Source organism: Microcoleus sp. Pol7_B2 (assembly GCF_036701035.1).
Classification (GTDB): Bacteria; Cyanobacteriota; Cyanobacteriia; order Cyanobacteriales; family Microcoleaceae; genus Microcoleus.
In genome coordinates this window covers 49,344-76,204 of the sequence record NZ_JAUBQB010000022.1, presented here as the reverse complement: position 1 = coordinate 76,204, position 26,861 = coordinate 49,344, and the positions used below count along the sequence as shown (strand labels likewise).

Genomic DNA, 26,861 nt, shown 5'->3' with positions numbered 1-26,861 from the left:
CCACGCGACAAGAGCGTAAGTACACAGTAGTTTAAAAATTCAATGGGCGACAGCTTACCCCTGCTGAAACCGGGTTTTTTGTCTGGGTGCGTCCAGGGCTGTTCTTTTGTTTTCTAGGCCTGCAGGCTGGTTTCTAGATGCCCGACAGCTTATTCGCCGTCTGTTTCGCCATCTAGGAAAAGTTGCGACTCCGGTATCGCTTTAAACACGGGACAGTAACCGTCGGGGGTAACTTTAAAGCCAAACAAAGCACTGGACTGGTTCCAACAGCGCTGGCTGCGGTAGTGCTGACAATTGCCGCAGCATTCGAGGTTGGTCTGAACGGCGCTGCCTTGAAAAAGGAGTTCCCGCTGGGAGATGCCCCGCAGTACCAGTTCTTCGCCTTGCCAGCGCGCTTCTACCAAACCGGTATCGGCAAAATTGGCCCACCGAGGATCGGCTGTAATCGGACTGGGCAAGCTAATTGCTACCTCTGTCCCCAATTCGCTGACTTCTCCCTCATAGTTAGTTTCTGGGATAGCGGGCTGCAAAAACATTTCCCCGATAGGCAATTCGACAAGTGTTCCGGCCGCCGGAGTGTGCAACTGGTAGCGGTTTCGCAGCTCGTCCAAGTTAGCCAAGTCAGCCAAATATGCAGGGGAACCGTGGAGTAAAATTACGTGCTGGGGACGCAAATTGTGGATGAGTTGGGTCGTCCCGGGCCCGTCGCAGTGTTCGGCTAGCAGATAAGTTTCGACACTTGTGACTCCAGATTCGGGCCTGTTGCCCAGCCAGTCGCTGACGGGATATCCTGGTTTTTGAGGGGCGAGCAAAATCCAAGGATGTGTGCCATCGGCAACATACAAAGCCAAATCAGCTATTTGGTCAGTAATCACAATACAGGGCGTCGCTCCCAATCCGGGGCGTTGTTCGGCAGACAGGCGGCGGACGCGGGGTTTCACCCTTTCGTCCCAAAACAAAGGTTGGTGCAGAGCAAAATTTTGGACGGCGGTGGGAAATTGGGGTAACAGTTCCAGATAAGCGTCGCACCCCTCGGCGACAGTGCCGTCCACCCAAATATCCAAGTCGCGGCCCGTAAAGTAGTGGTGACTGCGGAGCAGCATCAGCATTTCTTGGCCCAAACCAAGGGCCGGGGCGGGCAGCAGTACCGAGTAACCGTCGGCGATGGCGCGGTGGATGCGATCGGCTAACTGATTTTCTAGTTGTCGGCGGTGAGGGTGGCGCGCCGTGCCGTAACTGCCTTCCAAAATTAACACATCAGGCTTCATGCCCCTGAGTTCTCCCAGGGGCAAACCTTCCACCAAACGAGAATTGGACAGGAAAAAGTCGCCGGTGTAAACCACTGTGTAGGTGCGGTGCGGGGCTGCATAAGTCAGCAGCACAGTCGCCGCTCCGGGCAAATGGCCCGACGGGAACAACTGCACGCTCAGTCCTGGGCGCACTTCGAGCGGCGACTGCCAGGGCAGTCCCTGACAGAACCTGGACTCTGGCTGATGAGCCACTTCTGGCCAGTTGAGCGGTAGCAGTCGCGCTGTCACTTCGCTGGCGTAAATTGGCAAGTGGGGGAAAGATTGATGGAGTGCTAGCAAACCTCTGGCATGGTCAGAGTGGGCGTGGGTACACACCACAAAATCGGCTGGCAGCGATCGATTTAGTGTCGCTGATAGCGGTGCAATATCCTCTATACCGCAGTCGAGTAAAATGCGGTGCGGCCCCATTCGGACTAGCAGACAGACCCCTTCCTGTGCGTGGCCTGCGCCGTAAGGTAAACAATCCAGATCCATCACTGCGGTTAGCTCCCTGCTTTGCACGCAACTTGCAGTATCGCCACTTTTAAACATTGGTTGCGACTGCATTCATTCGATCGAGTTCAGTCTCGGACGCTGAAACCGGGTTTGATGAACGAAAACACTTTGTTGCCGCCCTCGCTCCCGGTAAAAAAAACCCGGTTTATCTAAAGTTGTGGTGCGTAAGCCCTGGAGTTAAATGTTTGCTCGAAGGCTCCGGCTCTCGTGCAAGGAAAGTAATTGCACTTAAGATTTGATGCAGCGCCAAGAAAGCGATTTTCCGAAGGCATTGGCCGGACGGGCATTCGGCCTTCGACAAAGTTCAGGCTACTGGTTCTGGCATCAAAAGTTACATTTTATTGCACCATGTAAGAGTAGCGAACTCGATCTCATATTCTGAGTTTTAAACCTTTTTCCACAATTTGCGCCTGCTAAAAGCTAGTCTTTTTTATGAGAAGATTTTAATTCAGATGCCCAAAGATCTTGATAAAACTTTACAATTCTTCATTTTTAGGGTTCTGAGGGCAGTGTATAGTCCAATCTGAAAAACGGAGAACCAGCATCGTGCTAGCTAACTGCTTTTGTCAGGGCAGAGAGAGGCTTTATGAGTTTGATCGGTTTCTTTGTAAAAGTTTGATACATTCTTCTAAGCAAACCTTGTGGCTATCGAGGAGAGAGTTTAAATGGCTTTTTGACGCCGCCCAAAAACGGATATAAGTTTCCGACAGGAATCGCCAGCAGCTCAAAGTTTTAGAGTCTTGTTCAAGCTCCAGATTCATCTGTGAAGTAAATCTCAAATCGTTCGACTGAGGGCGACTCGACAGCTCGCCCAACGTCTGAGCGCGGCTCGACTTAGCTGGACTCGACGGCTCGCCCAAAGTCTCGCCGAAGTATCAAAACTCAAATCTAAAATCGGCTAACTGGCCCATAATTAGGTTTGTTTATTTCTCTCCTTGACTAGGGGACAAAACGATGTGTTTTTTTGTTTTACCCCAAACATAGCCACATAAATCCCCCGACAAGAGATGATATTCATCCTATAAAAATACCACGAGCTTGCCAGAAGTAATCTCAGCTCGTTCAGTCTCCAATTAGCCTGTAATCTCCTGTTTTTTTATCATTGCTGCGTCTTATTTAGGGTGGAGTTTTGGACGTTTTTTCAGCTAATTCGTGCGCGGTTTAACCGCCAAAGTTTTAATGGCGAGAGTGTTTAATTGTTTGGTATGTTTTAGAGAATAGTACCCGATCGCAATTAAATCTGAAATGAGGGGCGATCGCACAAACCCGGTTTTATCAAAAAATCTGGTTGTGAGATTTGGTATTAATGGGAGACTGGGGAGGACGCCGACGGCAAATAACGGCTGCAATTGACACGTGCATTGAGGTGCGAAGGTTTTCGATCAAAAAAATATTATTAGGAAAAAAACTTGACATCAGCGGGTCATCGAAAGTAAAAATAAATAATAGCCATAACCAAATGAGGCTTTATGTTTGATTCGCGATCGGCGCTCGGCAAGTATGGCATTGAGAAGTTGCTATTCCCTAAAACAATTTCGGGTAAAAAACATCCGGTAATATACGGAGTATCTAGGATTTTTTCGCAATCTAAAATCTAAAATCTAAAATCTAAAATGGCAACAGCTATTCTTGAGCTGGAAATCTCCAAACTCCCGCCAGAAATTACGGTTGAGGAGCGTTACAGCAAAGCCTTGATTTTAATTCGACTACACGGAAAACCGATCGGTCAAGCTCTTTTTCACGTAGTCGGAGGCCGCATTGGCGGTGACGAATTACGGAAAACACTGAGGAATTGTGCTGGTGACAACTTCTGGAAAAACTTGGTCTACGACACTCTAGAATGGGATGAGCGGGGGTCGGTGGAGGCATTGTCGCTCGCCACAGTAGCGGTTTGCACGCGCGATCGACCGGAAGATTTGCGGCGCTGTCTAGACGCGCTGATGCAGCTCCCAGACGAGGGTCAGGAATACTTAGTAATTGACAATTGTCCCAGCACGGACGCTACCAAGGAACTGGTCAAAAATTACCCACAAGTCCGCTATGTGCGGGAAGACGTACCAGGCTCCAGCGCTGCCCGTAACCGAGCTTTACGCGAAGCTAAACATGAATTCGTAGCCCTTACAGATGATGATGCTGCCCCCGATCCGAACTGGCTGCGATCGCTCTTGCGAAATTTCAGCGATCCACGAGTGATGTGCGTCACGGGGCTGGTGATGCCCTTGGAACTGGAAACCGAAGCCCAAGAATGGTTTGAGTGCTACAGCCCCCACGGGCGGGGATTTGAGCGCCTAGTGTTTGATGGGGCGCACTGCAATCCCCTGATTGTGCATCTTGTGGGAGTTTCGGCGAGTATGGCTTTGCGGAAAAGTTCGATCGACTACATTGGCCTGTTTGACGAAGCTTTGGGGGCGGGAACGCCCACGGTGGGTGGCGAAGACTGTGAACTCTTTGCCCGCATTTTGCGCGCGGGCTACTGCATTGTCTACGAGCCGAGAGCATTGAGCTGGCACCGCCATCGGCGCACTTGGGAAGAATTGCGAAAAACGCTCCAAGGCTACGGCATCGGAGTCTATGCTTTCTGGACGCGGATGTTTGTAATCAACAGAGAATTCAGTGTGCCTGTGTTAGCCTTGTCATGGCTGTTGTACAAACAAATTCCTGAACTAATTGCTTCTTTGCGAAAGCAAGCGGATTCTATCCCTAGTGATTTGCTTTTGGCTCAACTGCGGGGCTGTGTCAGTGGCCCGATGGCTTATTTTGTGTCTCGCAAGTGGTTGCAAGAAATTAAGGGGAGCAATAAATAGGGATTTTTAGATTATTTTTAACCGCAGATGAAATGCAGATGAAATGCAGATGAAATGCAGATGAAGTTAATTTTGATAATGTAAATATGGAAAATTTAAAAGTTAGCGTAATTATTCCCACTCACAACCGAAGTTCTTCGCTGCGGCGCGCTCTTGATGCTTTGCACTCGCAGACTTATCCGATTGACCTAATGGAAGTTACAGTAGTCGCAGATAGTTGCATTGACGATACTTTGGCAATGTTACAAGACTACAAAGCTCCGTTTAAACTGCACGCGATGGAGGTAAATTGCCGGAGTGCTTCCATCGCCCGCAATACGGGAGCAGCTTCGGCTACCGGGCAATTGCTGCTGTTTCTGGACGATGACATCGAAGCGCTGCCGTCTTTAGTCGAAAGCCACGCGCGGGCACACCAAGTGCGTCCGGGCTGTGCTGTCATGGGTCCTTATCCGCCAAAGTTGCAGGGAGGAACTACATTGTTTGGCGTACATGTGCGGGCTTGGTGGGAAGACAAGTTTTATCAGATGAGTCAGCCTGGTCACCGATTTACTTATCAAGATTTGCTCAGCGGCAACCTTTCTTTGGATGCAGAACTGTTTGCTCGTCTCGATGGCTTTGATTCGGCTTTCGGGAACTGCGGCGGGGAAGATTACGAGTTTGGGGTGCGTTTGCTGAAAGCTGATGTACCTTTTGTTGTGGCTGCTGAAGCAGTGGGCTTTCATTACGAACACGAAACCAACAATCTCGATCGCTCTTTCCGCCGAGCTCGTCAGGAAGGGCGATCGGATGTTTTGATCGGCCACCGACACCCGGAACTTAGACCGATACTGCCGGTAGCAGTCTACGAAACTGCTGACTCGCTGGTGGATCAAATTGTGGTGGCGGTCACGTTTTTCTGGCCGGCTGCTGTGGATTGGCTGGCACTGGGACTGAGAAAAGTTCTTGATTTACTCGAAAGCCTGCGGATGCGGGGAACTTGGCGGTGGTTGCGGCCAAAATTGCGCGGTTATTGGTATTTGCGGGGTGTCATCGATGAGTTGAAAAGTCGATCGGCTCTTTCTAGTTTTATGCAAGGTGAGCCTACTCATGCTGACTTGGGCAGACATGAAATTGAAATCGATTTGCAGGAAGGTTGGGAAGCAGCAGAACGAATCATTGACGAGCAAAAACCCGAGGGCATTTACCTCCGTTACGGTGAACTGTCAGTCGGTCACGTCACTCCCAAATTCGGTGTAGAGCCACTGCGGGGCGCTCACTTGCGATCGATTCTGGCGCTTGACTTTCCCGAACCCCTGGCTCGGGCGATCGCGGTTAAAGGTATGCCCAAAAGTGCTGCTCATTCTGAGCCTATCTTAGTGGACAACACCCTACTTCAACCTCTACTTTTATTTACACTATTGGACAATAAAAAGCTGAAAAGTTCATCCTATAACTGACATAATTAGGCAAAATAAGCAACCAAAAATAGAGGTGTAATGAACCATTGAAGTAAGTATAAATAAATAGGAATTGAAGGAAAAACAACCAAAATTAAAAATGGTAATTATGGCAATAAAATTAATTGAAGCTGATTTTTTAGAACCAATTGCTGACAAGCTGACCCTGGTGCCGACTCAGAATTTGGTTAAGATTCAGCCCTGGGAGGCCTCCGGGCTAGAACCTCAGATAGCTGCCGGAGGTGTGCGGTGAGAAATGCGAAAACGTTCGTCGATGGGCGCAAAATGGCTCATTGGTTCGATTTGCTGCGAGTGTTGGTCGATCGCGAGATGAAATTACTTTACAAGCGATCGACCTTGGGGATTGCTTGGACTTTAATCAGTCCGCTGTTACAGTTGGCTGTATTTTCCTTTTTGTTTCGCTCTGTTGTACCCCTTAATATTCCAAAATTTTCTTCCTTTGCTTTCAGCGGCTTGTTAATCTGGAATTGGTCTCAAACGGTATTATTTAAATCAACGGCATTAATTACCAATAATAAGGCACTAATCAGGCAGCCAAATTTCCCCTCGGCAATTTTGCCGGTAGTCACGACGACGACTGGGCTCATTCACTTTTTCTTAGCATTGCCGGTGTTACTTATCTTTCTGGCAATTGATGGCGTTCATCTGAATGCAGTGCTATTTTTGTTGCCCCTGCTGATGATTATTCAGTTTTTCCTGACAGTTAGTTTTGCTTATCCCCTTGCCGCTTTGAATGTCACTTTTCGGGACACTCAGCACACTTTGGGAGTAGTTTTGCAGATGCTGTTTTACCTGACTCCGATTTTCTACGACATCAGCAGCGTCCCGGAAAAATTTAAGATTTTTTATTACTTAAATCCAATGGTGCCACTGATAGAAGCTTACCGCGCCATACTGCTCAAAGGTATGCCGCCCGATTGGCGGGTTCTGTTAATTTTGACCTTGGCTGTGGCGGCTCTTTTGCCCATCGGACTGGGAATTTTTAGACGGCAAAGCGATAATTTTGTGGAGGAGTTGTAAATGCGTGAAGCAATTATTGTCAAGGGCTTGGGTAAGCGTTTTAATCGCTACTCTACCGCGAAACCTTATACGATTATGGAAGCCGCTTTGTCCGGTTGGTGGCGGCTGAAGCCGGAGTCGCGTTTTTGGGCGCTGCGGAATATAAATTTTACTGTTTCTCCTGGGGAAATGCTAGGCATTCTTGGCAAGAATGGCGCGGGAAAATCAACGCTGCTGCAATTAGTCGGCGGGATTGGTCACGCTGAGGAAGGAACTATTAAAGTTAACGGCCGAATTGGCGGCTTGTTGGATTTGGGTGCGGGTTTTCATACGGATCTAACGGGCAGAGAAAACGTGTTTGTGGGTGCGGTGGTGGCCGGTTTGACTCGCCGCGAAGTGGCGCGCAGGTTTGACGATATTGTGGAATTTGCAGAGTTAAAACAGTTTATTGACAGCCCGATGCGGACTTACAGTACGGGGATGAAAATGCGGCTGGCTTTTTCGGTGGCGGTGCATACCGATCCAGAAGTGCTGTTAGTTGATGAACATTTGTCGGTTGGTGATGTGGCTTTTCAAACTAAATGTTTGAACAAGATAACTGAGTTTAAGAATCAAGGATGTGCGATTGTTTTGATTTCTCACACCGCATCGCAAATTCAGAAAATGTGCGATCGGGCTTTGTGGCTGAAATCAGGTGAAGTCGTGGCTTATGGGGAACCGGAAGTGGTAGTTGGTCAGTATTTGTCAGAAATGCGATCGTCCACAGAAAATCGCACTCCCCTGCCTGCTGCTGAAGCTACAAGTAGCGGCTCGCCACTGCGAGGTAATCAGAATCGCTTCGGTTCTATGGAAGTAGAAATTACCGATGTCAAAGTGTCGCCAAATACGGAAATAGATAGCGGTGATGCTATTAGCATTGAAATTTATTATTCGGTGTATCAGGAAATTTCTGCTGCAATTTTTGCCGTGACAATCAGCAGAGAAGATGGTCAAAGTTGTTTTGAGACTAATACTAATCAAATGGGCAGACTGCTGCCGCTGGTGAAAGGGAAAGGCAAAATCCGGCTGCAAATAGATAGGCTGGATTTAGGAAACGGTCAGTATTACGTGAATGCTGGGGTTTACGAGGAAACTTTGGCTTACGCCTACGATTATCATTGGCAGGTTTATCCGCTGTACGTGCGATCGACTGTAAACCAAAAAACGATTCTTTGTCCGCCGTTCCGCTGGGAATTTGAGGGCAAAATGCCGCTTATGGATTTAGCCGAACCAGCCGCTGAAACTTACGATTTGGATAAGAATAATCCCGGCTACGCCAAGATTTTGACTCAGTTGGCAAATAAGCAAAAACCTAACTTTTTAATGATTGGTGCTCAAAACTGTGGCACGGAATCTCTATACGGCCATCTCGCAAATCACTTGCAAATTATCAAAGAAGGTTCCCAGGACGTTCACTTTTTTGAATTAAATTTTGAGCGTGGTGTTGATTGGTACAGCAAGCAGTTGACGCGGAGTTTAGCGAGTGAGAAGGTGCTCCTATGGGAGATGACTTCTTACTATATTTATCATCCTTTGGTGGCGGAGCGAGTTTACAAGTGTTTCCCGGAAGTTAAGCTGATTGTAATGCTGCGAAACCCCGTAAAACGAGCGTGGATGCACTATCATTTAGAAGTGGCGAGCGGCTGCGAAAAGTTGGATTTTGAAAAGGCGATCGCTTCAGAACCTGATAGACTCAAAGGTGAGATTGAAAGAATCCAAGCTGATGAAAAATATTACAGTTTTAATCACCAGCATTATTCTTATTTGTCGCGGGGAATTTATGTAGAACAAATCAAAAATTGGCTCGACTATTTTCCGAGAGAACAGTTGCTAATTATCAAAAGCGAAGATTATTACGCACATACAGGCAAAGTTTTTTCGGAAGTGTTAAATTTTTTGGAAATTAGTTCTAGTGCAAGTAAAGAAGATGAAATTAATCATGTCGATGAATACAGCAAAATGCCACAGGAAATAGAACAAGAATTGACAAATTATTTCAAACCTTACAATCAGAAACTTTCTGATTTGTTGCATGAAGATTTTAGTTGGAGTTAGGAAAAAAGTTTTTAACTGCAGAGATCCCAGAGATAAACATCAATCATACCTTTTTCTTTTCTTCCTCTGGATCTTGTGCGCTCTCTGCGATTCATTAAAAAAATCTCATCCACAAACCATTTATCAGGTATAAAAATGCAACGGATATTTTTAGTAGGCTCTCCGAGAAGTGGCACAACCATGCTTCAAAGTTTATTAGCCGCTCATCCTGAAGTTATTTCTTTTCCTGAATCTAAGTTTTTTCACTATTTACTGTACAAGAAGTTTGCGGGAAAGTTGCCAGGTAGGATGGAAGCTTTTTTTAAGGATGAGATTAGTCGGCCTGAACTTTTGCAAGATTTTGATGATAGTCAAACTGTGGCAACTAAAGTTAGTTGGTTTGTCGGAGTTTTGGATGGTTTGGCGGCGGAACAAAACAAAAGTATTTGGTTGGAAAAAACGCCGGAACACATATATTTTATTGAAGATATACAGCGCTTGTTGCCGGATGCTAAGTTCATACATATTTTGCGAAACAGTATGGATACAATAGCTTCTCTGCATGAGGCTACTAGGAATTCTCATGATTTGTGGGGGCCTGGTTGGGATTTAAACCACTGTATCCATCGCTGGAAGGAGGCGATGTTAATTAGTCACAAATATGCTAAAAATTCTAATCATATATTAGTCAAATATGAGGAAATACTAGATAATAAAGTCAAAAAGTTAGAAGAAATTTGTGATTTTATGAAAATTGAATATGATGATAGAATGCTGGAATTCTATCAAGAAAAAGCTGCTAACCTCAGTTTAAATCTACCTTGGCACCAAGGGATCGAGAGAGAGGTTAAAAGTAATAAGGTTCACAAGTATCATAAAATTTTCAAAAGCAATGAAATCCGATATATTTTAGATAAAATTCAGCGAGTCAAGGGTGAAATTGCCTGGAAGTTGACGGTGGAAGTGAGCGAACCAATTTCCGATATTTGTGATCTTCCGCAAATATACGATCGCCTGTGCTGTACGATCAAACTAGAAGGAATTAAACTCGGTATTGTTGAATTGCCGATTTGCGATGGCATGGTTGCGGCTTCGGTGTTGGCGGATGCGGTTGCAGCCCAGTTTGCTTGGCAAATTCTCGATCGCTTCTTTCAACGCAATCGCTGCGAAAAAGGCAATAAATTGTGGGAAACTTTGCTGGAACCATTGCACCCTAAATATGACTGGACGCTCTTTTTGCAAGAATTATGGGGGCGTCCGCAGTGGCATTTGGAGAATTTCTACAAGCCAGAAATAGCAGAGAAAGTCTCAACAATTACGCTCGAAAAAGATTTTATTGTCTTAGAAATTAGCGAGGAATTTGCTAATATAAAAGTTGAGCTTTCTGAAATAGACGTGCTGGTGAAAGTAGGCGGCGTTGCTGTCGGTATTGTCAGTGTTGCGGTGGAAAATAATTTTGTTTCTGCTCAAAAATTGCGATCGACAATTACTCGAAATAGCGGTTTTGAGTTGTGCGTCGCCGCCGTGCGAGAAGCTTTGTTGGGAAAACCGCTCAACGGCAAGCAATCGCTACGATCGCGCTTAGCCTCTTGTGCTCAACAAAGGTCTAATTTGCGCGACGGGTTGAATGCACCGGGTGCTGGGGGCATTTATCCCCCAAATGCGGTGATGTTCGGCAGGCGATCGGGTGCGATCGGGACAAGTGTCAGCCGTCGCGCCTCACTCCCGGCGGCGGCGCTGCAGGAAATCGAGTCAGCCGCGGCAATCGCTGGGGAACCGACAATGCAAATTCCCCAAGAAAACGAGTTTCCAAAGCCAGTATTTTACGCACCGGAAATCCTGAGTTCAAAATCTTCTTATCGGGAAGTTTCTCACTCGCTGAAACCTCAAGTTTTGGACAATCATAGCGTTACACAAAAACTCCCGATTCTCTCCTACCGCCGCATTTCTCCTGACGGTTTAAACGCAATTACTCCCCAGATTTTTGAACAACAGTTACACAATTTTAAAAATCAGGGTTATTACAGTGCGACTTGGGAAAATTGGCGAAGCGCAAAACTGGCTAAAACTCCTTTACCCGGTAAAGCTGTATTGATGACATTTGACGGCGGCTATCTGGACTTTTTCCAATATGCTTGGCCTGTGCTAAAACGCTTTGATTTTACAGCAACTGTTTTTCTCGTAGCGGAGTCAATAGGAAAGACAAATAGTTGGGAAAAAGCCGAATTTGAAGAAGTGCAGTTAATGGGATGGCCAGAAATTTTGCAACTGCGTGATGCCGGAATTGAATTCGGTTCTATGTCTGCTACTCATCAACCTTTGAGTGCATTGTCGCCAACAGAAATTGTGCGGGAGGCGGCCAAATCTCGTGCTATCTTGGAACGGGGATTAGAGAAATCTGTTAAATGTTTTGCCTATCCTTACGGGGATGTCGATCCAATTGTCGCGCATTTAATTGGAGCGAGTGGATATACTTTTGGTGTATCATATAAATTAAATTATAGCAGTTTTGACGATAATTTATTGTCGCTGCCGCGCATTCAAGTCACCGCAAAAAATGCCTTAAAATTAGCTTAGTAAGGTGCGTAAATCAGCCAGATTTTTCCCTCAACTAACAATCTCTCAACGGACGCACCTTACAAGTTAAATTTCTTAATCAATCCCTTGATTTTTCTCTGCAAATAACCGCCTAACCCTCGGGAAATTTTCTCAAATTTATAATAAAATAAAATATCCATCACATCTTCAGTTTTCATATACTTTAAATAAGAAATCATTTTATCGGTTAGTTCATCATTAACATCATCGATATACTTTCTCACGGCCAACCTTTCTGAAATATTCCATTTCCGATCAAACTTGTGGTGCATTTCCGTCTCATAATCCCGAAAATCTGAGATTTTCCCTTCCAAATATCTTTGAATATATTTCCCCGCGATTTCGGCACCATCCATCCCGTGTCTAATCCCTTCGCCACCCAAAAAATTCACTGTCGAGACAGTATCGCCGATCGCAATTATATTATCCTTGCAATAAATATCCTTCAAGCCGCGACTGTACTTCAGCGTCGAACCGTGTTTGTCAATAATTTTATAATTTTTTGACTTCAGATATTCATCAATCAGTAAATCAATATATTTTTTCAGCGGTGACAAATGCCTCATTGTTTTCGGGTCTAAAAAAATGCGACCCGTACCAACTTTCAGCCTGTTTGGTTCCATTGGGAATATCCAGGAATAACCCTTGGGCATCCATTTATCGCCCAAAAAGAAGATTAAATCACCGCTGTATTTATTGTAAACTTCCGGCTCTACTTCAATTAAATATTCGATTCCGGTTCCCGACAAAAAATCTGGCTTCTCATTCTCTTTTTCGTACATAACCGCCCTAGCAAAGCCAGTAGCATCAACCAATATTTTCGTGCTAACTTTGATTATTTGACCGTCGGATAACTGTTTAAATTCTACGGTTGTTTCGCCCTTGGCTTGTGAATGTCGGGTGTAGCGATAACCCAGCCAAACTTCACCGCCAAATCGCTCAACTTCGCTGGCCAAAAATGCTCTAAATTTAGCAAAGTTGAGAACAACTCCCAAGCTTTCGGGAGACTCCCAACTTTGACTGATTTTGCTAGTTTCAATAGTAAGTTTATGCCAAAAACTGCCGATAACGGATTCAGGCAAATCGAATTTAGAGAGGGTTTCTAGAGGCGTGGCGGCGCTAGAAAAGTCATTTTTATTAAAATTGTCGTTTTGCTCTGCTAGCAAGACTTTGTGGCCGGATTTGGCTAGGATTCTCGCACAGTGACCGCCTGCAGGGCCGGCTCCTACTATTACTATGTCAAAACTTTTTAAATTCATTTTGCTTTTAACTCGCTTCCAATGTCAAAATACCCGCAGACATATCGCAATGGTAGTTATGACGCCACTACGATTCAAATTGCTTCAAACGGTCAAATTTTAGGTAGAGTTCTGAATGTGACACCATCAGACTTGCGGGGTCGTTTTATTACACTGTCATAGATCGGGTATTTCTTAGGATTAGTCTCGAATGAATGGTAAGGTGCGCTAGGCGCACCCTACAATTCTAGCTATTTACACGCTAACAGGAGACTGTTTGCGGCTGAAGGTTGCTAAGATACGATCGCACATTTGCGACGGATTTAATCCCAAACAGGCAAATGATTGTTCAGGCGTTGCATGATCTACCAATGTATCGGGTACACCCAACCGCATCACTGGAACAACCACATTATTGTCCAACAAAGCTTCGGCTACTGCTGAACCAAAGCCTCCCATCAAACAGCCTTCTTCCATTGTGACAACTTTGCCGATTCGCTGTGCCAAAGGCAAGATTAATTCGGTGTCCAAAGGCTTGACAAAACGCGCATTGATCACAGTTGCTTCAATACCGTGCTCGCTCAGAATCTGGGCGGTTTGCATTGCCGGATAAACCATTGAACCGTAACCCAAAATCAGCACATCGTCGCCGTTGCGGAGAATTTCGGCTTTGCCGATCGGCAATTCTTCCCAACCTTCCTCCATCAAAGGCACGCCGTAACCGTTGCCGCGCGGGTAACGCATGGTGATCGGGCCGCTTGTGTGGTTGATTCCCGTGACTATCATCCGCTGCAATTCTGCCTCATCTTTTGGCGCCATAATTGTCATATTTGGCAGGCACCGCAAGAAGGCAATGTCGTACATTCCTTGGTGAGTTGGCCCGTCAGCACCGACAATGCCGGCGCGATCCAAACAGAAGAAAACTGGCAAATTTTGGATGCAAACATCGTGAATTATTTGATCATAGCCTCGCTGCACAAATGTCGAGTAAATTGCCACAACCGGGCGCATTCCTTCGCAGGCTAAACCAGCGGATAAAGTCACGGCGTGCTGTTCGGCAATCCCGACATCAATGTACTGTTTCGGCAGTTTTTCATGAAGTTTATCCAGACCGGTTCCGGTTGCCATTGCAGCGGTAATGCCGACAATTTTGGGATTATCTTCTGCTAGCTTGACGAGGGCGTGGGCAAAGACTTTCGAGTAAGCTGGAGGCTTGGGTTTGGTGGAGGGAATGCCTTTGCCTGTGGCTAAGTTAAAGGGATTTTGGGCGTGATATCCTACTTGGTCTTTTTCGGCGATCGCATATCCTTTGCCTTTCACCGTCACCACATGAACCAACACCGGCCCTTGAATGGTATGAGCTTGTTTGAAAGTGGCAATTAACTCTTCCAAATTGTGTCCATCTACCGGGCCCATGTAAGTAAAGCCTAATTCTTCAATTACTGCTCCAACTTTTGAGACGGCCAAGCGTTTCATCCCTTCTTTGAGGCGTTCCATTTCAGGAGTAAAAGTTTCGCCGACAAAGGGAATGTGTTTAAATTGTTCCTCTAAGTTATCTTTGAGAAATTGCACCGGTGGCGACAATCGCATCTTGTTCAAATAGCGGGTAATTGCGCCGACGTTGGGCGAGATTGACATCTCGTTGTCGTTGAGCACAACTAACAAATTGGTTTTCGGCATATGGCCCGCGTGGTTGATCGCTTCAAGTGCCATGCCGCCCGTCAATGCGCCGTCGCCGATGACTGCTACAGTTTTAAAGTTTTCCCCCTTGAGGTCGCGCGCCATCGCCATTCCTAACGCTGCGGAAATGCTTGTGGAAGCGTGACCGGCGCCGAAGTGGTCAAATTTGCTCTCGCAGCGCTTGAGATAGCCTGCAACGCCGTCTTTTTGGCGCAGGGTGTGGAATTGGTTGTAGCGGCCGGTGATTAATTTGTGAGGATAAGCTTGGTGGCCGACATCCCAGGTAACTTTGTCGCGATCGAGGTCGAGTGTTTGGTAGAGTGCTAAGGTCAGTTCGACTACACCCAATCCTGGGCCGAGGTGGCCGCCGCTAGCGGCTACAGTTTCTAAATGCTTTTCTCGAATTTGTCGGGCAATTTGTTCGAGTTGATGAATCGAGAGGCCGTGTAATTGGTTTGGGTGAGTCAGTTCGCTGAGATGCATATTTTAAAATCTTGCTCCTGTGAATCAGGACGAATCCTTAACAGATATAGGTTGAGCCTGCGACGTTGGGTACGGGCAAACGTTAGAATAGTTTAACGGTTATTTGAGGAAAACTGTTAGGCGTAAGATTTTTGTTATTTTTGACCTGGTAATTATAGTTAATAAATTGCGCGCCGTCAATATAAAAAAAGCTTATGTTGTTAGTTGCTAATGGCTAGTTGTTAGCTGCATGGAGATTCTTAAGCATTTTTAACTACTTTTTGTAGTGATGGCTGACTTTTTAGCCCTCTTGTTTTTGCAGGCGGACTATGATACAAAATCCTTAACAGTGATGGAGCATCTCATATTTGTAAAAACACTTCTTCTGGCTCCTTCCTTCTGCCTCAAAACTTTAATTTCTAGGTTTGCTGCTTTCATTGAGATGCTCCCCTGTGAAGTTTGATTTATATACAGCGTATTCCAGGTTTATGAAGTACACCCCAGAAACCAGGTTTCTTTACAGTTCTCGCATCCTTACTGATTCTGTTCAAAAAACCCGGTTGATCGCGATCTACATCTACATGGAATATGCTGTAAATCAACAACCTCTACCAGAAATCATTCCATTTACACTGGAAAAGTTTTCCCGAATTTGGATAGTAGAGAGCTGCGACGCTCGAAGCATTATTTTGTAAGCTCAAAACTCAATTCGGGCGACGGCGAGAGACTCTCGCTTACTCCCCTGATGGCAAAGGAGTTTCCGCTTCTTCGGGCGGCGCAATTTCCGCAGGAGTCGATTCGGGCGACGGCGAGGGACTCTCACTATCGGGCGGCGCAATTTCCGCAGGAGTCGATTCGGGCGACGGCGAGGGACTCTCTGCCCCGGGCGAGGGAGTCTCCGAAGGAATCGGGGCGGGAGTTTCCGGCGGTGGCGGAAGCGGTGCGGGCTCTGGCTGGCGGCTTTGGAGGCTTTGCACCCACAAACCTAAACCGCCGCCGGCTAATATCAGCCCCAACACCCCCAGTAGTGGCAGCGGCAGCTTGGAGCGCCGTTTTTGAACTGGTTCCGGGGCGGGGGAAGTTTCGGGGTACAACAACTGTTTGGACGATTCTGAAAGCTGAGATTCTGGAATCCTCCCCGACTTCTGGAGGGATGCCGCGAGGGAAGGCGGCAGCGACACCGAGGCTGACACTGGCGCTGACGCCGGCGCTGACGCCACCGCCGGATCAAACAGTACCAATCTCTCCGGGGACATCCGACAGTGAGTCGCCACCACCGAGGTGTTGTCATAACCGTTTTTCTCGTTGGCGAGACGAATCCAAGACTGAACAGCGGCTTCCAAAGACATTTTGCCCTCGAGCACCTCTGGGCCGTAATTCTCCCAAGATTTCTCTACCCAGTCGTTGTCGCTCAAACCGTCGGAACACAGCAGCAGTAAGCCTTCCTCTTCGACAATAAATCGCTGAATCGTCGGGCGCAGGAAATCGCCGTCCCGCGTTCCCAAAGCTTGAGTCAGGGCTCCTGCATCCGATCGCAGTTGAGTCTCCCAGTACAAACAATGTCCTAGCTGGACTTCCCTTGAGGCTACGTCGTCGTCCACAGTCAGCCGATGACAGTAATTTTTGCCAATCCAATAAGCGCGGCTGTCTCCAACATTGACTAAATAAAGTTCGTGGCTATTATTCGAGGGCAAATCCTCGGAAATTTTCACTTTTTGAGGCAACTGGAGGGCCATCACCAAAGTCGTCCCCATCCGCTGCCGCAACTCTTTTCCCTGCTCATTATTTTGAGCCGAAATCACATTATTCACAACTCTCACTATTTCTTCGAGTTGCTTGATGACCATTGTTGGCGTCATCAACTCTTCTTGTTCAGCAATTTCTGCGAGCAAATTTTGGATTAAAGCTTTCAGGGACTGCACGGCTAATTGACTGGCAACTTCTCCTCCTTCGTGGCCTCCAACCCCGTCGCAAACCATTGTCAAGTAAGGAATTAATTTGTCGTTCCCTGAAGTTTTGCTAGATTGAAAATCAGCAGCAGTCGGATAGCAACTGTCTTCATTTTGGGAGCGCTGCGGCCCGGTATCAGTCATGCCGACTACTTCTAAGTGCAGAGGCAATTTAGCGGCTTGTTCTAATAGTAAATCGTTGAGTTCCAGGGCGATCGCGTCGAAATTCATGCTGCTGCGGCGCATAAACTGACAAATCTCTCCGAGTTTCGACTGCACCTCGGGTTGCGCTGATTCCACCAAACCTGACCACACATCTCCCAAATCCCGCAGCGTCGGTACAAAATTGCCCCGGTGCAGTTCCAGCAGGCGTACCCGCCAACCTTCCACCCGCAAATTTTCCGGTACCAGCAAACTCGAAGCGACTCCTTGTTCCGACAGCGGCGCCCACAGTTGGAGCATTTGCCACAGCCAGTAAACTTGTCGCGCGGCGCTTGTCCCCGACCAAGATTCTAAAATAGAAGGATACAGGCGACCGAAATTATTGATGGGCACATTTTCCAACAAGAGCACCTCTGTCGCTTCCGGTGCTTCCCCTAGCGAACAATAACCGTATACTTCCGGCGTATGCAGCCGTTGGGGATACAAATGCAGGTAAGGCATAATCGTATCTGGCAGTTGTTCCGGGACGCTCGGAGGCAGAACTGGACGGCTGTCGAGCCAGATTTGGGGTGCAATGACAAAGTATCGATCGGCTATTACCTTACCCGTCGGCACTTCCTCGGCTGCTTGCCCCACCACCCACACATAGCGATAAATTAAATCCGTTTCGCACGCTGCACAGTGCTGGCGGCCAAAGGTATTGCGGGGATCGGGACAGCTAAGATTCGGGCAATAAATGGGTTCGGAGAAACTGCTGATCATATCGAAATAGTTTGTGTAAAAACATTCTGAAGATATATGATTCGCCAGCCCAAATTCATGAGCTTGAGAATAAACTGATTTTAGCCCCTATCAATTTCTTAACTGCCTTTGGGCCCGTAGAAATTGTAGTTTCTGCCAGTCTGCACCGGCTTAAATTGTAATTTAAGTTACTAAACTCAGACTTGGAGTACGATGGAAGCCTCAACCTGGTACCGCGGCGCGAAAAAGCGCTCTGAGGGCTTGCAAGTGGCAAACCCTTGCAGAGTCAGTTGTTGGCTTTTCTTAAATCTTAAATTTCCAATCTAAGATCTAAATAGTATCACCTATTCTTTTTATGATCTGGACTCCGACGCTCCTTTGGCTGCTAGCTGGGTCTTTGCTGTGTTTGGCAGAGCTATTTCTCCCGACTGCTTTTGTCGCTTTTCTGATGGGACTGAGCGCCTTCGCTGTAGCGGGATGTTCTCTAGTTATACCTTACGTTAATTTACAAATATTCCTCTGGATGGTACTTTCGACAGTTTTTGTGCTGCTGTCTCGGCGGTTGATACCAAAAGGCACGGCAAGGGCGATCGCAGATTCTCAGGAAGCAAAAACTTTAACAGAAATTCCCCCCGGAGAAGCCGGCCGAGTCATTTATGAGGGGAATTCTTGGCAAGCTCGCTGCGAAGACACGAAGGCCACTATCCCCCCCAACCAAAACGTAATTGTCGTCGGACGGAAAGGCACTACTCTGATAGTTTTGCCAGAAAATCTCTTGCATTCTTAAACAAAATGCGTAATTAATCACAGCCAATTAGTAGTTAGTCATCAGTCATTAGTCAACATTTAACAGTCAACAGTCAACAGTCAACACTCTATATTTATAGGAGGCGACCGTGGAACAATTTTTTTTACTTGTATTTTTAGCACTCGGCGGCTCAGCCCTCGCAGGTTCAGTCAAGATTATCAATCAGGGAAATGAAGCGCTGGTGGAAACTTTAGGTAAATACAGCGGCAAGAAACTGGAACCCGGTTTGAATTTTGTCACGCCGTTTTTCGATCGCGTCGTGTACGAGCAAACAATTCGGGAAAAAGTCTTAGATATTCCTCCGCAAGCTTGTATCACCCGGGATAACGTTTCCTTCACGGTTGATGCTGTGGTTTACTGGCGCATTGTAGACTTGGAAAAAGCTTGTTACAAAGTAGAAAATCTCCAGTCAGCAATGGTAAATATGGTGCTGACTCAAATTCGCGCCGAAATGGGTCAACTGGATCTCGAACAAACCTTTACTGCTCGTTCTCAAATTAATGAAATCTTGCTCAGAGATTTAGATATTGTTACCGATCCTTGGGGAGTGAAAGTAACGCGGGTAGAATTGCGCGATATTATCCCTTCTAAAACTGTACAGGAATCGATGGAATTGCAGATGGCAGCCGATCGACGCAAGCGGGCGGCAATTCTGACATCCGAGGGCGAACGCGAGTCAGCAGTTAACAGCGCCAAAGGTAAAGCTGAAGCGCAAGTTTTGGATGCAGAAGCGCGCCAAAAAGCGACTATTTTGGAAGCGGAAGCTCAACAAAAGGCGATCGTCCTAAAAGCTCAAGCAGAACGCCAAAGTCAGGTTTTGAAAGCTCAAGCTACTTCTGAGGCCTTGCAAATAATCGCCAAAACTCTGCAAAATGACCCCACTGCCCGGGAAGCTTTACAATTTTTGTTAGCTCAAAACTATCTGGATATGGGTCTAAAAATTGGCACCAGCGACAGCAGCAAGGTGATGTTTATGGATCCGCGCAGCATTCCCGCGACGCTCGAAGGAATGCGATCGATAGTTGGGGAAGGTAATAATAATGAGGTGAAAAAGTAGGGAGCATCTCATATTTGTAAAAACACTTCTTCTGGCTCCTTCCTTCAGACTCTTTCCTCCTGCCTCGCAGCAAGAGAGCCTTCTGCCTCAAAACTCCAATTTAGGGCTTGGCTGCTTTCATTGAGATGCTCCCAAAAGTAGGGGAGCATCTCATATTTGTAAAAACACTTCTTCTGGCTCCTTCCTTCAGACTCTTTCATCCTGCCTCGCAGCAAGAGAGCCTCCTGCCTCAAAACTCCAATTTAGGGCTTGGCTGCTTTCATTGAGATGCTCCCCTTGGTATTTGGTATCTATTTAAACATACATATTCAGGCAACTTCTCTTCGCCGTCAACCTAATAACTCGACACAGTTAAAACGATCGCCTCCCTATCTCCCAACACCAAACCATACTCCAAACCCTCAACAACCGCTTGATAAGAAGCATCCAAAATATTACCAGAAACCCCCACGGTCGTCCAGCGGTCTTGACCGTTACTAAACTCGGCCAACACGCGAGTTTTAGCAGAAGTTCCCGCACATCCGTCCAAAATTCGCACCTTATAATCTGTTAAGTTAAAATCAGTAATTGCCGGATAAAAATTCCGCAAAGCCTTCCGCAAAGCCGCATCAAGTGCCGAAACAGGCCCGTTTCCTTCCGCGCATTCCAGAATATCTTGACCGTTAACAGTCACTTTAACGGTTGCTAAAGAATTAACTGTTTCCTCCTTACCTTTATCGCAGTGAACTTGAAAACCTTTGATTTCAAATAAATGCTTGCGCTTTCCCAATGCCTCCCGCATTAACAATTCAAAAGAAGCCTCAGCACCCTCAAATTGATATCCCTGACTTTCCAAATTTTTCAATTTTTCCAAAATTTGGCGGCAAGCAGGATTTTTGCGATCGAGATCCATGCCAAAAGTGCGCGCTTTCGCCAAAACATTGCTCAAACCCGCTTGATCCGAAATCACAATTCGCCGCCTGTTGCCAATTTTTTCCGGTTCCAAATGTTCGTAAGTTAACGGATTTTTCTCAACAGCCGAGACGTGAATTCCCCCTTTGTGAGCAAAAGCAGAAAGGCCGACAAAAGGAGCACGATCGTCGGGAGCAAGATTGACAATTTCACTAATCGATCGACTTACTTGAGTTAATCTAACTAATTGCTCGCCTTCAATGCAATTATGACCCAACTTTAGCTGAAAATTAGGAATTAAGGAACATAAATCGGCATTGCCACAGCGTTCGCCGTAACCGTTAATAGTTCCCTGTACCATCGTCACTCCTTCCCGCACGGCAGCCAAAGCATTAGCAACCGCAACTCCCGAATCGTTGTGAGTGTGAATTCCTAATTGTAAAGATTTTTCGCGATTAGTTCCTAAAGATTCTAAAACATCGCCAACAACCTGACTGACTTCGTGAGGCAAAGTACCCCCGTTAGTATCGCAAAGCACTAGCCATTCTGCACCGGCATCCGCCGCCACTTCTAAAGTTTTTATAGCATAATCTCGATTGTGTTTGTAGCCGTCAAACCAGTGTTCGGCATCGTAAATAACGCGCCTTCCCTGACTCCGCAAATATTCAATTGTATCTCGAATCATCGCCAGATTTTCTTCTAGCGTCGTCTTCAAACTTTCAATAACGTGCAAATCCCACGACTTGCCAAACAGCGTCACCCAGCGAGTACCGGCGGACAAAATAGCCTGCAACATTTCATCATTAGCTGCCGTAGTTCCGGGCCGCCTAGTCGAACAAAAAGCTACAACTTCTGCTTGAGTTAGAGGCTGTTCTTTGAGCCGCCAAAAAAATTGTACGTCTTTAGGATTCGCCCCCGGCCAGCCGCCTTCAATAAAGGGAATTCCTAAACTGTCTAACTGCCGAGCAATTCGCAGTTTGTCTTCGAGAGATAAGGAGAGTCCCTCACACTGAGCACCGTCTCGCAGGGTGGTATCGTAGATCCAGAGCCGATTTGTCATGGGAAATTGCGATCGAGAAATTGGTAATATATCACTTACTATATTAGATGAATATATTTGAATTTAATGCGATAATATATAGGAAAATTAACATAAATCTAACTGGGGTAAATTGCTGTGGTCAAGGTACAAGCGCAAGGCAAAACATTTGAGTGCGATCGCGGAGCGAATCTCCGTGAAGTTTTGCTCAAAAACGGCATCGATCTCTACAACGGCAACGCCAAAGTCATCAACTGCCACGGCCCCGGCACTTGCGGCACCTGCGCCGTCACCGTCGAGGGCGAAGTTTCCGAGCCCCAGTGGCGCGAAAAAGCCCGACTTTCCGTTCCTCCCCATTCTCCCGCCTCCAATCGCCGTTTGTCCTGCCAAACCAAGGTTTTAGGCGATATTAAGGTGACAAAATATGACGGTTTCTGGGGTCAAGGTTCTGAAACTGTCTGGAAACCCCAAGCATAGATTTTTTGTTAAGGAAGGCAGATAGGACGATCGCCTTGCCAGATAATCTCTAAGACTTGTGCAAGAATTCTCACTGTAAGGTGCACACAGGGCACCTTACCATAAAGAAACCCGAGAGGTTAAAAAAGCCAGAAAGTCCATATAAAAGTTAATGAATTCATCTAAAGATATTCTGATTATTGGCGGCGGAATAATTGGCCTTTCGCTAGCAGTAGAACTGAAATTGCGAGGGGCATCTGTTGCGGTTCTCACCGCCGATTCTAAACAACCGACGGCCCGGGCTGCTGCGGGAATGCTTGCCCCGCAAGCCGAACGAATTCCCCCCAGTCCGATGCTGGATTTGTGCTTGCAAAGCCGCGCACTGTATGCCGCCTGGGTAGAACAGCTAGAGAATATTACCGGATTGAAAACGGGATATTGGCGATCGGGAATTCTCGCACCAGTTTGTCAAAATGAGCCTCAAGAAAAGCCGCTTTTGTCAAACCTTAATTATCACTGGTTGGACAGAGATACTGTTCGCCAGCACCAGTTTGGATTAGGTCAAGAAGTAATTGGCGGTTGGTGGTATCCTGACGACGCTCAAGTAGACAACCGCGCTTTATTTCGGACGCTTCAATTTGCAAGCAAAGAATTAAAAATTGATATTATTCAAGGCACTGCAGAGGAAGTTATTCGGCAGAACAACCGAGTTTTTGGAGTCGAAACAACGGCAGGAAAATTACAAGCTGACCGTTATGTTTTGGCGGCGGGTCCTTGGTCTGAGAAATTATTGGATATTCCTGTTTTTCCAAGAAAGGGACAAATGCTGTCAGTATGTGTACCACAAGATTGTGGAGTTATCCAGCCCCTGCAAACCGTTCTATTCGGGACTGGCATTTATATTGTGCCACGTCAAGATGGCAGAATTATTATTGGTGCAACTAGCGAAAATGTCGATTTCACGCCTGGAAATACGCCTGCAGGAATCCAAAGTTTGCTAGCAGGAGCCATTAAGTTATATCCCGAATTACAAAACTATCCGATTCTGGAGTTTTGGTGGGGATTTCGGCCGGCTACTCCTGATGAATTGCCGATTTTGGGTGCTAGTGCTTGGGAGAACTTGATATGGGCTACGGGGCATTACCGCAACGGCATTTTGTTGGCTCCGGTGACGGCTAAATTGTTGGCTGATTTGATTGGGAATCAGAAATTAGATCCGTTATTGCCTGCTTTTCATTATTCGAGGTTTGGAGCTTCACCACTTACTTGAACCTCTATACGTAGGATGCAGCGTACCTTACTGCTATAATAGGCGCATCCAACCATTTTTTGGTAAGTCTTGAATTAGTTCGCATCCTGTTTTTTGGGTTGGTTTAATTCCCTGCATTTAGCGGCAGCCAAATCGTAAGCATTTTGGTAATCGCTACCGCCTAACATCAAATCGCCGTAATATTCATAAGGTTGATTGCCATAAATCGGCAGCGGGTCGTCTTCAGGATAATCTTCTTTTGATTCTTCTAGGATTGCTTTGAGTTTCTTGACGCTGAAGCGCTGGACTGGGAAGTAATGAATGTCTTGAGCGATGAAACCGAGATGGGGAAAGGTTGGGTCAACAATTCGCTCGTCGAGTTCAATCCAGCTATATTCGATGGGTTTATATGGCACTCCGGGCACGGCTAAAAAGCCTTGAACATAAATCGCGCCCTCGGTGGCTAACGCTGCTTTACAAGCGTTGTCAAAGCAGTTTTTACGGTTGCTTTTGATGCGAGCGGCCATTTCAATAGAAAGCGTCTCATCTAATAGTTCGGTCATAACCCATTTCTTGTCGCGTGTGCGATTAGATTGTAGCAAGTTAGAGAAACGATCGCAAACAGCGTACAGCGGCGGTCAGTAAACCTGAACAATAGACAAAAAGATGTTGCACGTCTCCTGCAACCCCATTGTTAGTCATCTGTACCCACTCTGCAATTACCTTTTACCTGGGTTGATATTTGGGTGGTGTTTTGTGGGGACGGCGAAAATTCTCAGCCTTGGCTTCCTCTTCGCTAGAAAAACACCAGAATACCTCGACACCTGCCCTTTCATTTGAGTAATAGTAGATGCCACGTGAATCTGATTCATCGAGATTGGCAGTAGCTCGAATAGGAAATTGTGCCGGACAACTATAGCTGTTTATGGGAGGTTCACCATACCTTAATCCTCGTTTTATCCGCTCTTGTTGAACGTATTCCTTCTTGATTGCTGCTTCCTGTCTTTCTCGTTCTTCCTCACGAAGCCTTTGTTGCCTTTGTTCCTCCTCCCGTTCTTTTCGTTGATTTATTTCTCGCTCGTGCAGCCTTTTAGCTGTTATAATACCGCTGTTTATTTCTCGAAATGCTTCACTAATTTCGGGATATTTTCTCAACAAATCTGGAGAATTAGATAAATACTTAGAGATAATCTCTGCTGCCTCATTGTATGTTTTTAACTCTTTTTCTAAATCAGTATTTTCTAAAAAATAAATATTTTGTCTATTTTCATGTGTAAACCTATTAAAAAGAATCATTGCAGGTTTCAAGCTTATCCACTCAGATGGAACGGAGTAGACAGATGATATGGCAGGTGCTACAGCAGACAAGAGAATTCCACCTATTAAAAGGAGATAGAAAAGCAGCAACTGTTTTAGGGTGATGTAACCACAAGCCCAAAGCAGGAAAACAACGAGACAAATTTTTAGAATGTCTCTAATTGCTTTGATAGTAATGATGACTACAACTACAAGTTTTTGAACTCGTACTGGTAGTCTATTGAAAAGCTTTACTACGGAATGCGGATATTTGGAAGTTTCCCCACAAAGATCGGCTTTAATCTGAGCAATTAATCCCGATCTTTTTTTTTGATTAAGGGGGTCATTTCTTCAGCAAGACCCTCAATTTGAATAGCGTTGCGACCATACTCATGAGCAATATCGTAGGGTTCGCCAGCAGCTATGGCAGAGTAAAAACCACGAGAGTATTCAATAGCCGCTTTGTCACCAACATCCTGTCTCATAGCAGCTACGTACCTGATGTAATCAGCAATTCTCTCTGCTTGAGCAACTGAGTAGCAGGCATTGAGTACCACACACTCAACGTAACTTGCACACAACCCAAATAATGTTGCAAGTGCCTCTGTTGTAACTGGTTTTGCTCTTCCATTAATATCCTCAAATACTAGACCCTGATTTCCAGTACCATGCCCACAGAAGTGAAGAATTTGCGGTCTGTTATCCAGCATTATTTGCTGAATATCTCTCGCACGAACTGCTGTCTCAGTCAAAACCTCAAAGCTGTCCCGATTTTTAGCCTTTTGTAAAACCTCTTTTATCTCGCGTACTTCTTGATCGAGACGAAGTGTATTAGTTCCTATTGGATTAGCTGATAGAATCAAAATCTTTTTAGCAAGTTGACCTTGAAACATATGGTAAATGCAGGGCGATTACAATTGACTAGATATTGAATTATAGATGCAGTATTAACACTTAACTATAATAAATCCTACCGCATATTTTGTATCGAGTCAAGCTATACTCAAGAAAAATATCAAGATTTTCCATTGTTTGAGATTGACGGTACAGTATCCTTTATCTTTCCAGGATTATTGCAGTTTTTGCCTGAAATTTGATCGCCCCTATCGCCCGCCAATAAAAAGTTTTCGCCAGTAGCCCAACTTTTGAACCTGCGATCGAGTTGGGGTAGAATCCGGTACAGTAAAGTGTGCCACAGACGATGCAAGCAAAAATAGTGGCATAAATTACTGAATGGCGATCGTGCAACCAACCAATCATATTAATGCCTTCGGGTGCAGCAATTTGTTTGGCGGCTGACAGGCTTCACAGTTGTTTCTGCAAACAAAGTTGAGTTATGACGATTCTCGCTGAGACAGGCGAATATCCTAGGATTGGTAACAACCGGGAAATAAAGAAAGCCCTGAAAGCATTTTTTACTGGGAAATTAGGGACAGATGCTTTATTGCAGACTATTCCCGCATTGAAAAATATGGTAAAGTCTGCTACAGGGCTGCAGCAATAAACCAATGCAACTTGAAGATAACAAGCGACAAGGTAGCTTTGGATATTGACAGAATCTGTTCATTCACCCAAATATGCTGACCATTGGATACACTGCTTGAAAGGGATTTTTGACGCCTGGTTGATGCCTGGTGATTTGTCATGTAAATCTGCCTATCAATACACCTGTTAAGTGGCAGGTTCATACGGTTCCGCATCACTTATAATTCTTAACTGAATTGTTGTCGAGCAAAAAGGCTCGGTAACGACAGTCAATAGAGCCATCCGCTATCTCAACTTTTCTGAAAATAATAGCAACCACAAATCCCACCCAAGAACTTATTATTCTCCTAATACGTAAGGATAAAAGAGAAATCAATTTGCTGCAATGATTAGCAATTAGTACGGCAGTATGTTATGATTAAGTACGTCAAATATGGGATAAAGTTCAGCTTGGCGAAACCACCAAAAGGAGGAGCTAATGAACTAAATATTATCAGCACTTTTGTAAAGTATGGGTCAATTTTTAACCGTAATTCATCCAATTACCTGCAATAAAACAAAACCCAAAATAGCGCAGCTCTCCTGATGCTATGCTAAGCACTTATCCACACA

Annotated in this window: 20 protein-coding genes; 11 read left to right on the top strand and 9 right to left on the bottom strand. The window is 45.8% G+C overall.

Going from position 1 to position 26,861, the window contains the following annotated elements; all coding sequences use genetic code 11:
- Nucleotides 1–149: 149 nt before the first annotated feature.
- Nucleotides 150–1,784 (bottom strand): MBL fold metallo-hydrolase, encoded by a 1,635-nt coding sequence (locus tag QUA57_RS11440; RefSeq protein ID WP_333059485.1) that lies wholly within the window; start codon nucleotides 1,782–1,784, stop codon nucleotides 150–152.
- A 1,634-nt stretch (nucleotides 1,785–3,418) separates the two neighbouring features.
- Between QUA57_RS11440 and QUA57_RS11435 the strand changes: the two genes are divergently transcribed.
- From QUA57_RS11435 to QUA57_RS11410, 6 genes are all read left to right on the top strand, one after another.
- A complete protein-coding gene (locus tag QUA57_RS11435) occupies nucleotides 3,419–4,609 on the top strand; it encodes a glycosyltransferase (RefSeq protein WP_333036321.1) in 1,191 nt (396 codons plus the stop codon).
- Nucleotides 4,610–4,695: 86 nt separating this feature from the next.
- Entirely contained in the window at nucleotides 4,696–6,045 is a 1,350-nt protein-coding gene (locus QUA57_RS11430; protein WP_333059479.1) for a glycosyltransferase, read from the top strand.
- Between the two features lie 100 nt (nucleotides 6,046–6,145).
- Nucleotides 6,146–6,298, top strand: a complete 153-nt coding sequence (locus QUA57_RS11425) for a hypothetical protein (RefSeq protein WP_333059478.1) — start codon at nucleotides 6,146–6,148, stop codon at nucleotides 6,296–6,298.
- Nucleotides 6,299–6,330: 32 nt separating this feature from the next.
- Complete coding sequence (locus tag QUA57_RS11420; protein WP_333036325.1) at nucleotides 6,331–7,086, top strand: ABC transporter permease; 756 nt, start codon at nucleotides 6,331–6,333, stop codon at nucleotides 7,084–7,086.
- On the top strand, nucleotides 7,087–9,159 hold the full coding sequence (locus QUA57_RS11415; protein WP_333059476.1) for a Wzt carbohydrate-binding domain-containing protein: 2,073 nt from the start codon (nucleotides 7,087–7,089) through the stop codon (nucleotides 9,157–9,159). It abuts the gene before it with no gap.
- Between the two features lie 135 nt (nucleotides 9,160–9,294).
- Nucleotides 9,295–11,715 (top strand): sulfotransferase, encoded by a 2,421-nt coding sequence (locus QUA57_RS11410; protein ID WP_333059475.1) that lies wholly within the window; start codon nucleotides 9,295–9,297, stop codon nucleotides 11,713–11,715.
- A 59-nt stretch (nucleotides 11,716–11,774) separates the two neighbouring features.
- Here the strand turns inward: QUA57_RS11410 and QUA57_RS11405 are convergent, their stop codons facing one another.
- The 3 genes from QUA57_RS11405 to QUA57_RS11395 form a co-directional block, all read right to left on the bottom strand.
- Nucleotides 11,775–12,995: an NAD(P)/FAD-dependent oxidoreductase gene (locus tag QUA57_RS11405; RefSeq protein ID WP_333059474.1), complete on the bottom strand. Its 1,221-nt coding sequence runs from the start codon at nucleotides 12,993–12,995 to the stop codon at nucleotides 11,775–11,777.
- A 234-nt stretch (nucleotides 12,996–13,229) separates the two neighbouring features.
- Nucleotides 13,230–15,137 (bottom strand): 1-deoxy-D-xylulose-5-phosphate synthase, encoded by a 1,908-nt coding sequence (dxs, locus tag QUA57_RS11400; RefSeq protein ID WP_333059473.1) that lies wholly within the window; start codon nucleotides 15,135–15,137, stop codon nucleotides 13,230–13,232.
- 713 nt (nucleotides 15,138–15,850) lie between these two features.
- Entirely contained in the window at nucleotides 15,851–17,989 is a 2,139-nt protein-coding gene (locus QUA57_RS11395) for a protein phosphatase 2C domain-containing protein (RefSeq protein ID WP_333059472.1), read from the bottom strand.
- 334 nt (nucleotides 17,990–18,323) lie between these two features.
- Here QUA57_RS11395 and QUA57_RS11390 point away from each other — a divergent pair, with 334 nt between their 5' ends.
- Nucleotides 18,324–18,755 (top strand): NfeD family protein, encoded by a 432-nt coding sequence (locus QUA57_RS11390; protein WP_333059471.1) that lies wholly within the window; start codon nucleotides 18,324–18,326, stop codon nucleotides 18,753–18,755.
- 109 nt (nucleotides 18,756–18,864) lie between these two features.
- On the top strand, nucleotides 18,865–19,833 hold the full coding sequence (locus QUA57_RS11385; protein WP_333059470.1) for an SPFH domain-containing protein: 969 nt from the start codon (nucleotides 18,865–18,867) through the stop codon (nucleotides 19,831–19,833).
- A 334-nt stretch (nucleotides 19,834–20,167) separates the two neighbouring features.
- On the opposite strand, the gene cimA is transcribed toward QUA57_RS11385, so the two are convergent.
- The gene (gene cimA / locus QUA57_RS11380) at nucleotides 20,168–21,784 is read right to left on the bottom strand and encodes a citramalate synthase (RefSeq protein WP_333059469.1); all 1,617 of its coding nucleotides are present in this window, start codon (nucleotides 21,782–21,784) and stop codon (nucleotides 20,168–20,170) included.
- A gap of 117 nt (nucleotides 21,785–21,901) precedes the next feature.
- On the opposite strand from cimA, the gene QUA57_RS11375 reads away from it, so the two are divergent.
- Both QUA57_RS11375 and thiO read left to right on the top strand, forming a co-directional pair.
- Nucleotides 21,902–22,240 (top strand): 2Fe-2S iron-sulfur cluster-binding protein, encoded by a 339-nt coding sequence (locus QUA57_RS11375; protein WP_333059468.1) that lies wholly within the window; start codon nucleotides 21,902–21,904, stop codon nucleotides 22,238–22,240.
- Nucleotides 22,241–22,391: 151 nt separating this feature from the next.
- Nucleotides 22,392–23,489: a glycine oxidase ThiO gene (thiO, locus tag QUA57_RS11370; protein WP_333059467.1), complete on the top strand. Its 1,098-nt coding sequence runs from the start codon at nucleotides 22,392–22,394 to the stop codon at nucleotides 23,487–23,489.
- Between the two features lie 74 nt (nucleotides 23,490–23,563).
- Here thiO and QUA57_RS11365 read toward each other — a convergent pair whose 3' ends face one another.
- The 4 genes from QUA57_RS11365 to QUA57_RS11350 form a co-directional block, all read right to left on the bottom strand.
- The gene (locus QUA57_RS11365) at nucleotides 23,564–24,031 is read right to left on the bottom strand and encodes a hypothetical protein (RefSeq protein WP_190734193.1); all 468 of its coding nucleotides are present in this window, start codon (nucleotides 24,029–24,031) and stop codon (nucleotides 23,564–23,566) included.
- A gap of 163 nt (nucleotides 24,032–24,194) precedes the next feature.
- Complete coding sequence (locus QUA57_RS11360; protein ID WP_333059466.1) at nucleotides 24,195–24,836, bottom strand: hypothetical protein; 642 nt, start codon at nucleotides 24,834–24,836, stop codon at nucleotides 24,195–24,197.
- A 239-nt stretch (nucleotides 24,837–25,075) separates the two neighbouring features.
- On the bottom strand, nucleotides 25,076–25,657 hold the full coding sequence (locus QUA57_RS11355) for a CHAT domain-containing protein (protein ID WP_333059465.1): 582 nt from the start codon (nucleotides 25,655–25,657) through the stop codon (nucleotides 25,076–25,078).
- Nucleotides 25,658–25,820: 163 nt separating this feature from the next.
- On the bottom strand, nucleotides 25,821–26,024 hold the full coding sequence (locus QUA57_RS11350; RefSeq protein WP_333059464.1) for a hypothetical protein: 204 nt from the start codon (nucleotides 26,022–26,024) through the stop codon (nucleotides 25,821–25,823).
- Between the two features lie 76 nt (nucleotides 26,025–26,100).
- Here QUA57_RS11350 and QUA57_RS11345 point away from each other — a divergent pair, with 76 nt between their 5' ends.
- Nucleotides 26,101–26,268 (top strand): hypothetical protein, encoded by a 168-nt coding sequence (locus tag QUA57_RS11345; protein ID WP_333059463.1) that lies wholly within the window; start codon nucleotides 26,101–26,103, stop codon nucleotides 26,266–26,268.
- Nucleotides 26,269–26,861: the final 593 nt, after the last annotated feature.

Bases quoted from the DNA above. Each gene is read 5' to 3' on its own strand.
- QUA57_RS11440 (WP_333059485.1), bottom strand. From the start codon at position 1,784: ATGGATCTGGATTGTTTACCTTACGGCGCAGGCCACGCACAGGAAGGG.
- QUA57_RS11435 (WP_333036321.1), top strand. From the start codon at position 3,419: ATGGCAACAGCTATTCTTGAGCTGGAAATCTCCAAACTCCCGCCAGAA.
- QUA57_RS11430 (WP_333059479.1), top strand. From the start codon at position 4,696: ATGGAAAATTTAAAAGTTAGCGTAATTATTCCCACTCACAACCGAAGT.
- QUA57_RS11425 (WP_333059478.1), top strand. From the start codon at position 6,146: ATGGTAATTATGGCAATAAAATTAATTGAAGCTGATTTTTTAGAACCA.
- QUA57_RS11420 (WP_333036325.1), top strand. From the start codon at position 6,331: ATGGCTCATTGGTTCGATTTGCTGCGAGTGTTGGTCGATCGCGAGATG.
- QUA57_RS11415 (WP_333059476.1), top strand. From the start codon at position 7,087: ATGCGTGAAGCAATTATTGTCAAGGGCTTGGGTAAGCGTTTTAATCGC.
- QUA57_RS11410 (WP_333059475.1), top strand. From the start codon at position 9,295: ATGCAACGGATATTTTTAGTAGGCTCTCCGAGAAGTGGCACAACCATG.
- QUA57_RS11405 (WP_333059474.1), bottom strand. From the start codon at position 12,995: ATGAATTTAAAAAGTTTTGACATAGTAATAGTAGGAGCCGGCCCTGCA.
- dxs (WP_333059473.1), bottom strand. From the start codon at position 15,137: ATGCATCTCAGCGAACTGACTCACCCAAACCAATTACACGGCCTCTCG.
- QUA57_RS11395 (WP_333059472.1), bottom strand. From the start codon at position 17,989: ATGATCAGCAGTTTCTCCGAACCCATTTATTGCCCGAATCTTAGCTGT.
- QUA57_RS11390 (WP_333059471.1), top strand. From the start codon at position 18,324: ATGATCTGGACTCCGACGCTCCTTTGGCTGCTAGCTGGGTCTTTGCTG.
- cimA (WP_333059469.1), bottom strand. From the start codon at position 21,784: ATGACAAATCGGCTCTGGATCTACGATACCACCCTGCGAGACGGTGCT.
- thiO (WP_333059467.1), top strand. From the start codon at position 22,392: ATGAATTCATCTAAAGATATTCTGATTATTGGCGGCGGAATAATTGGC.
- QUA57_RS11365 (WP_190734193.1), bottom strand. From the start codon at position 24,031: ATGACCGAACTATTAGATGAGACGCTTTCTATTGAAATGGCCGCTCGC.
- QUA57_RS11355 (WP_333059465.1), bottom strand. From the start codon at position 25,657: ATGTTTCAAGGTCAACTTGCTAAAAAGATTTTGATTCTATCAGCTAAT.
- QUA57_RS11350 (WP_333059464.1), bottom strand. From the start codon at position 26,024: ATGATTGGTTGGTTGCACGATCGCCATTCAGTAATTTATGCCACTATT.
- QUA57_RS11345 (WP_333059463.1), top strand. From the start codon at position 26,101: ATGACGATTCTCGCTGAGACAGGCGAATATCCTAGGATTGGTAACAAC.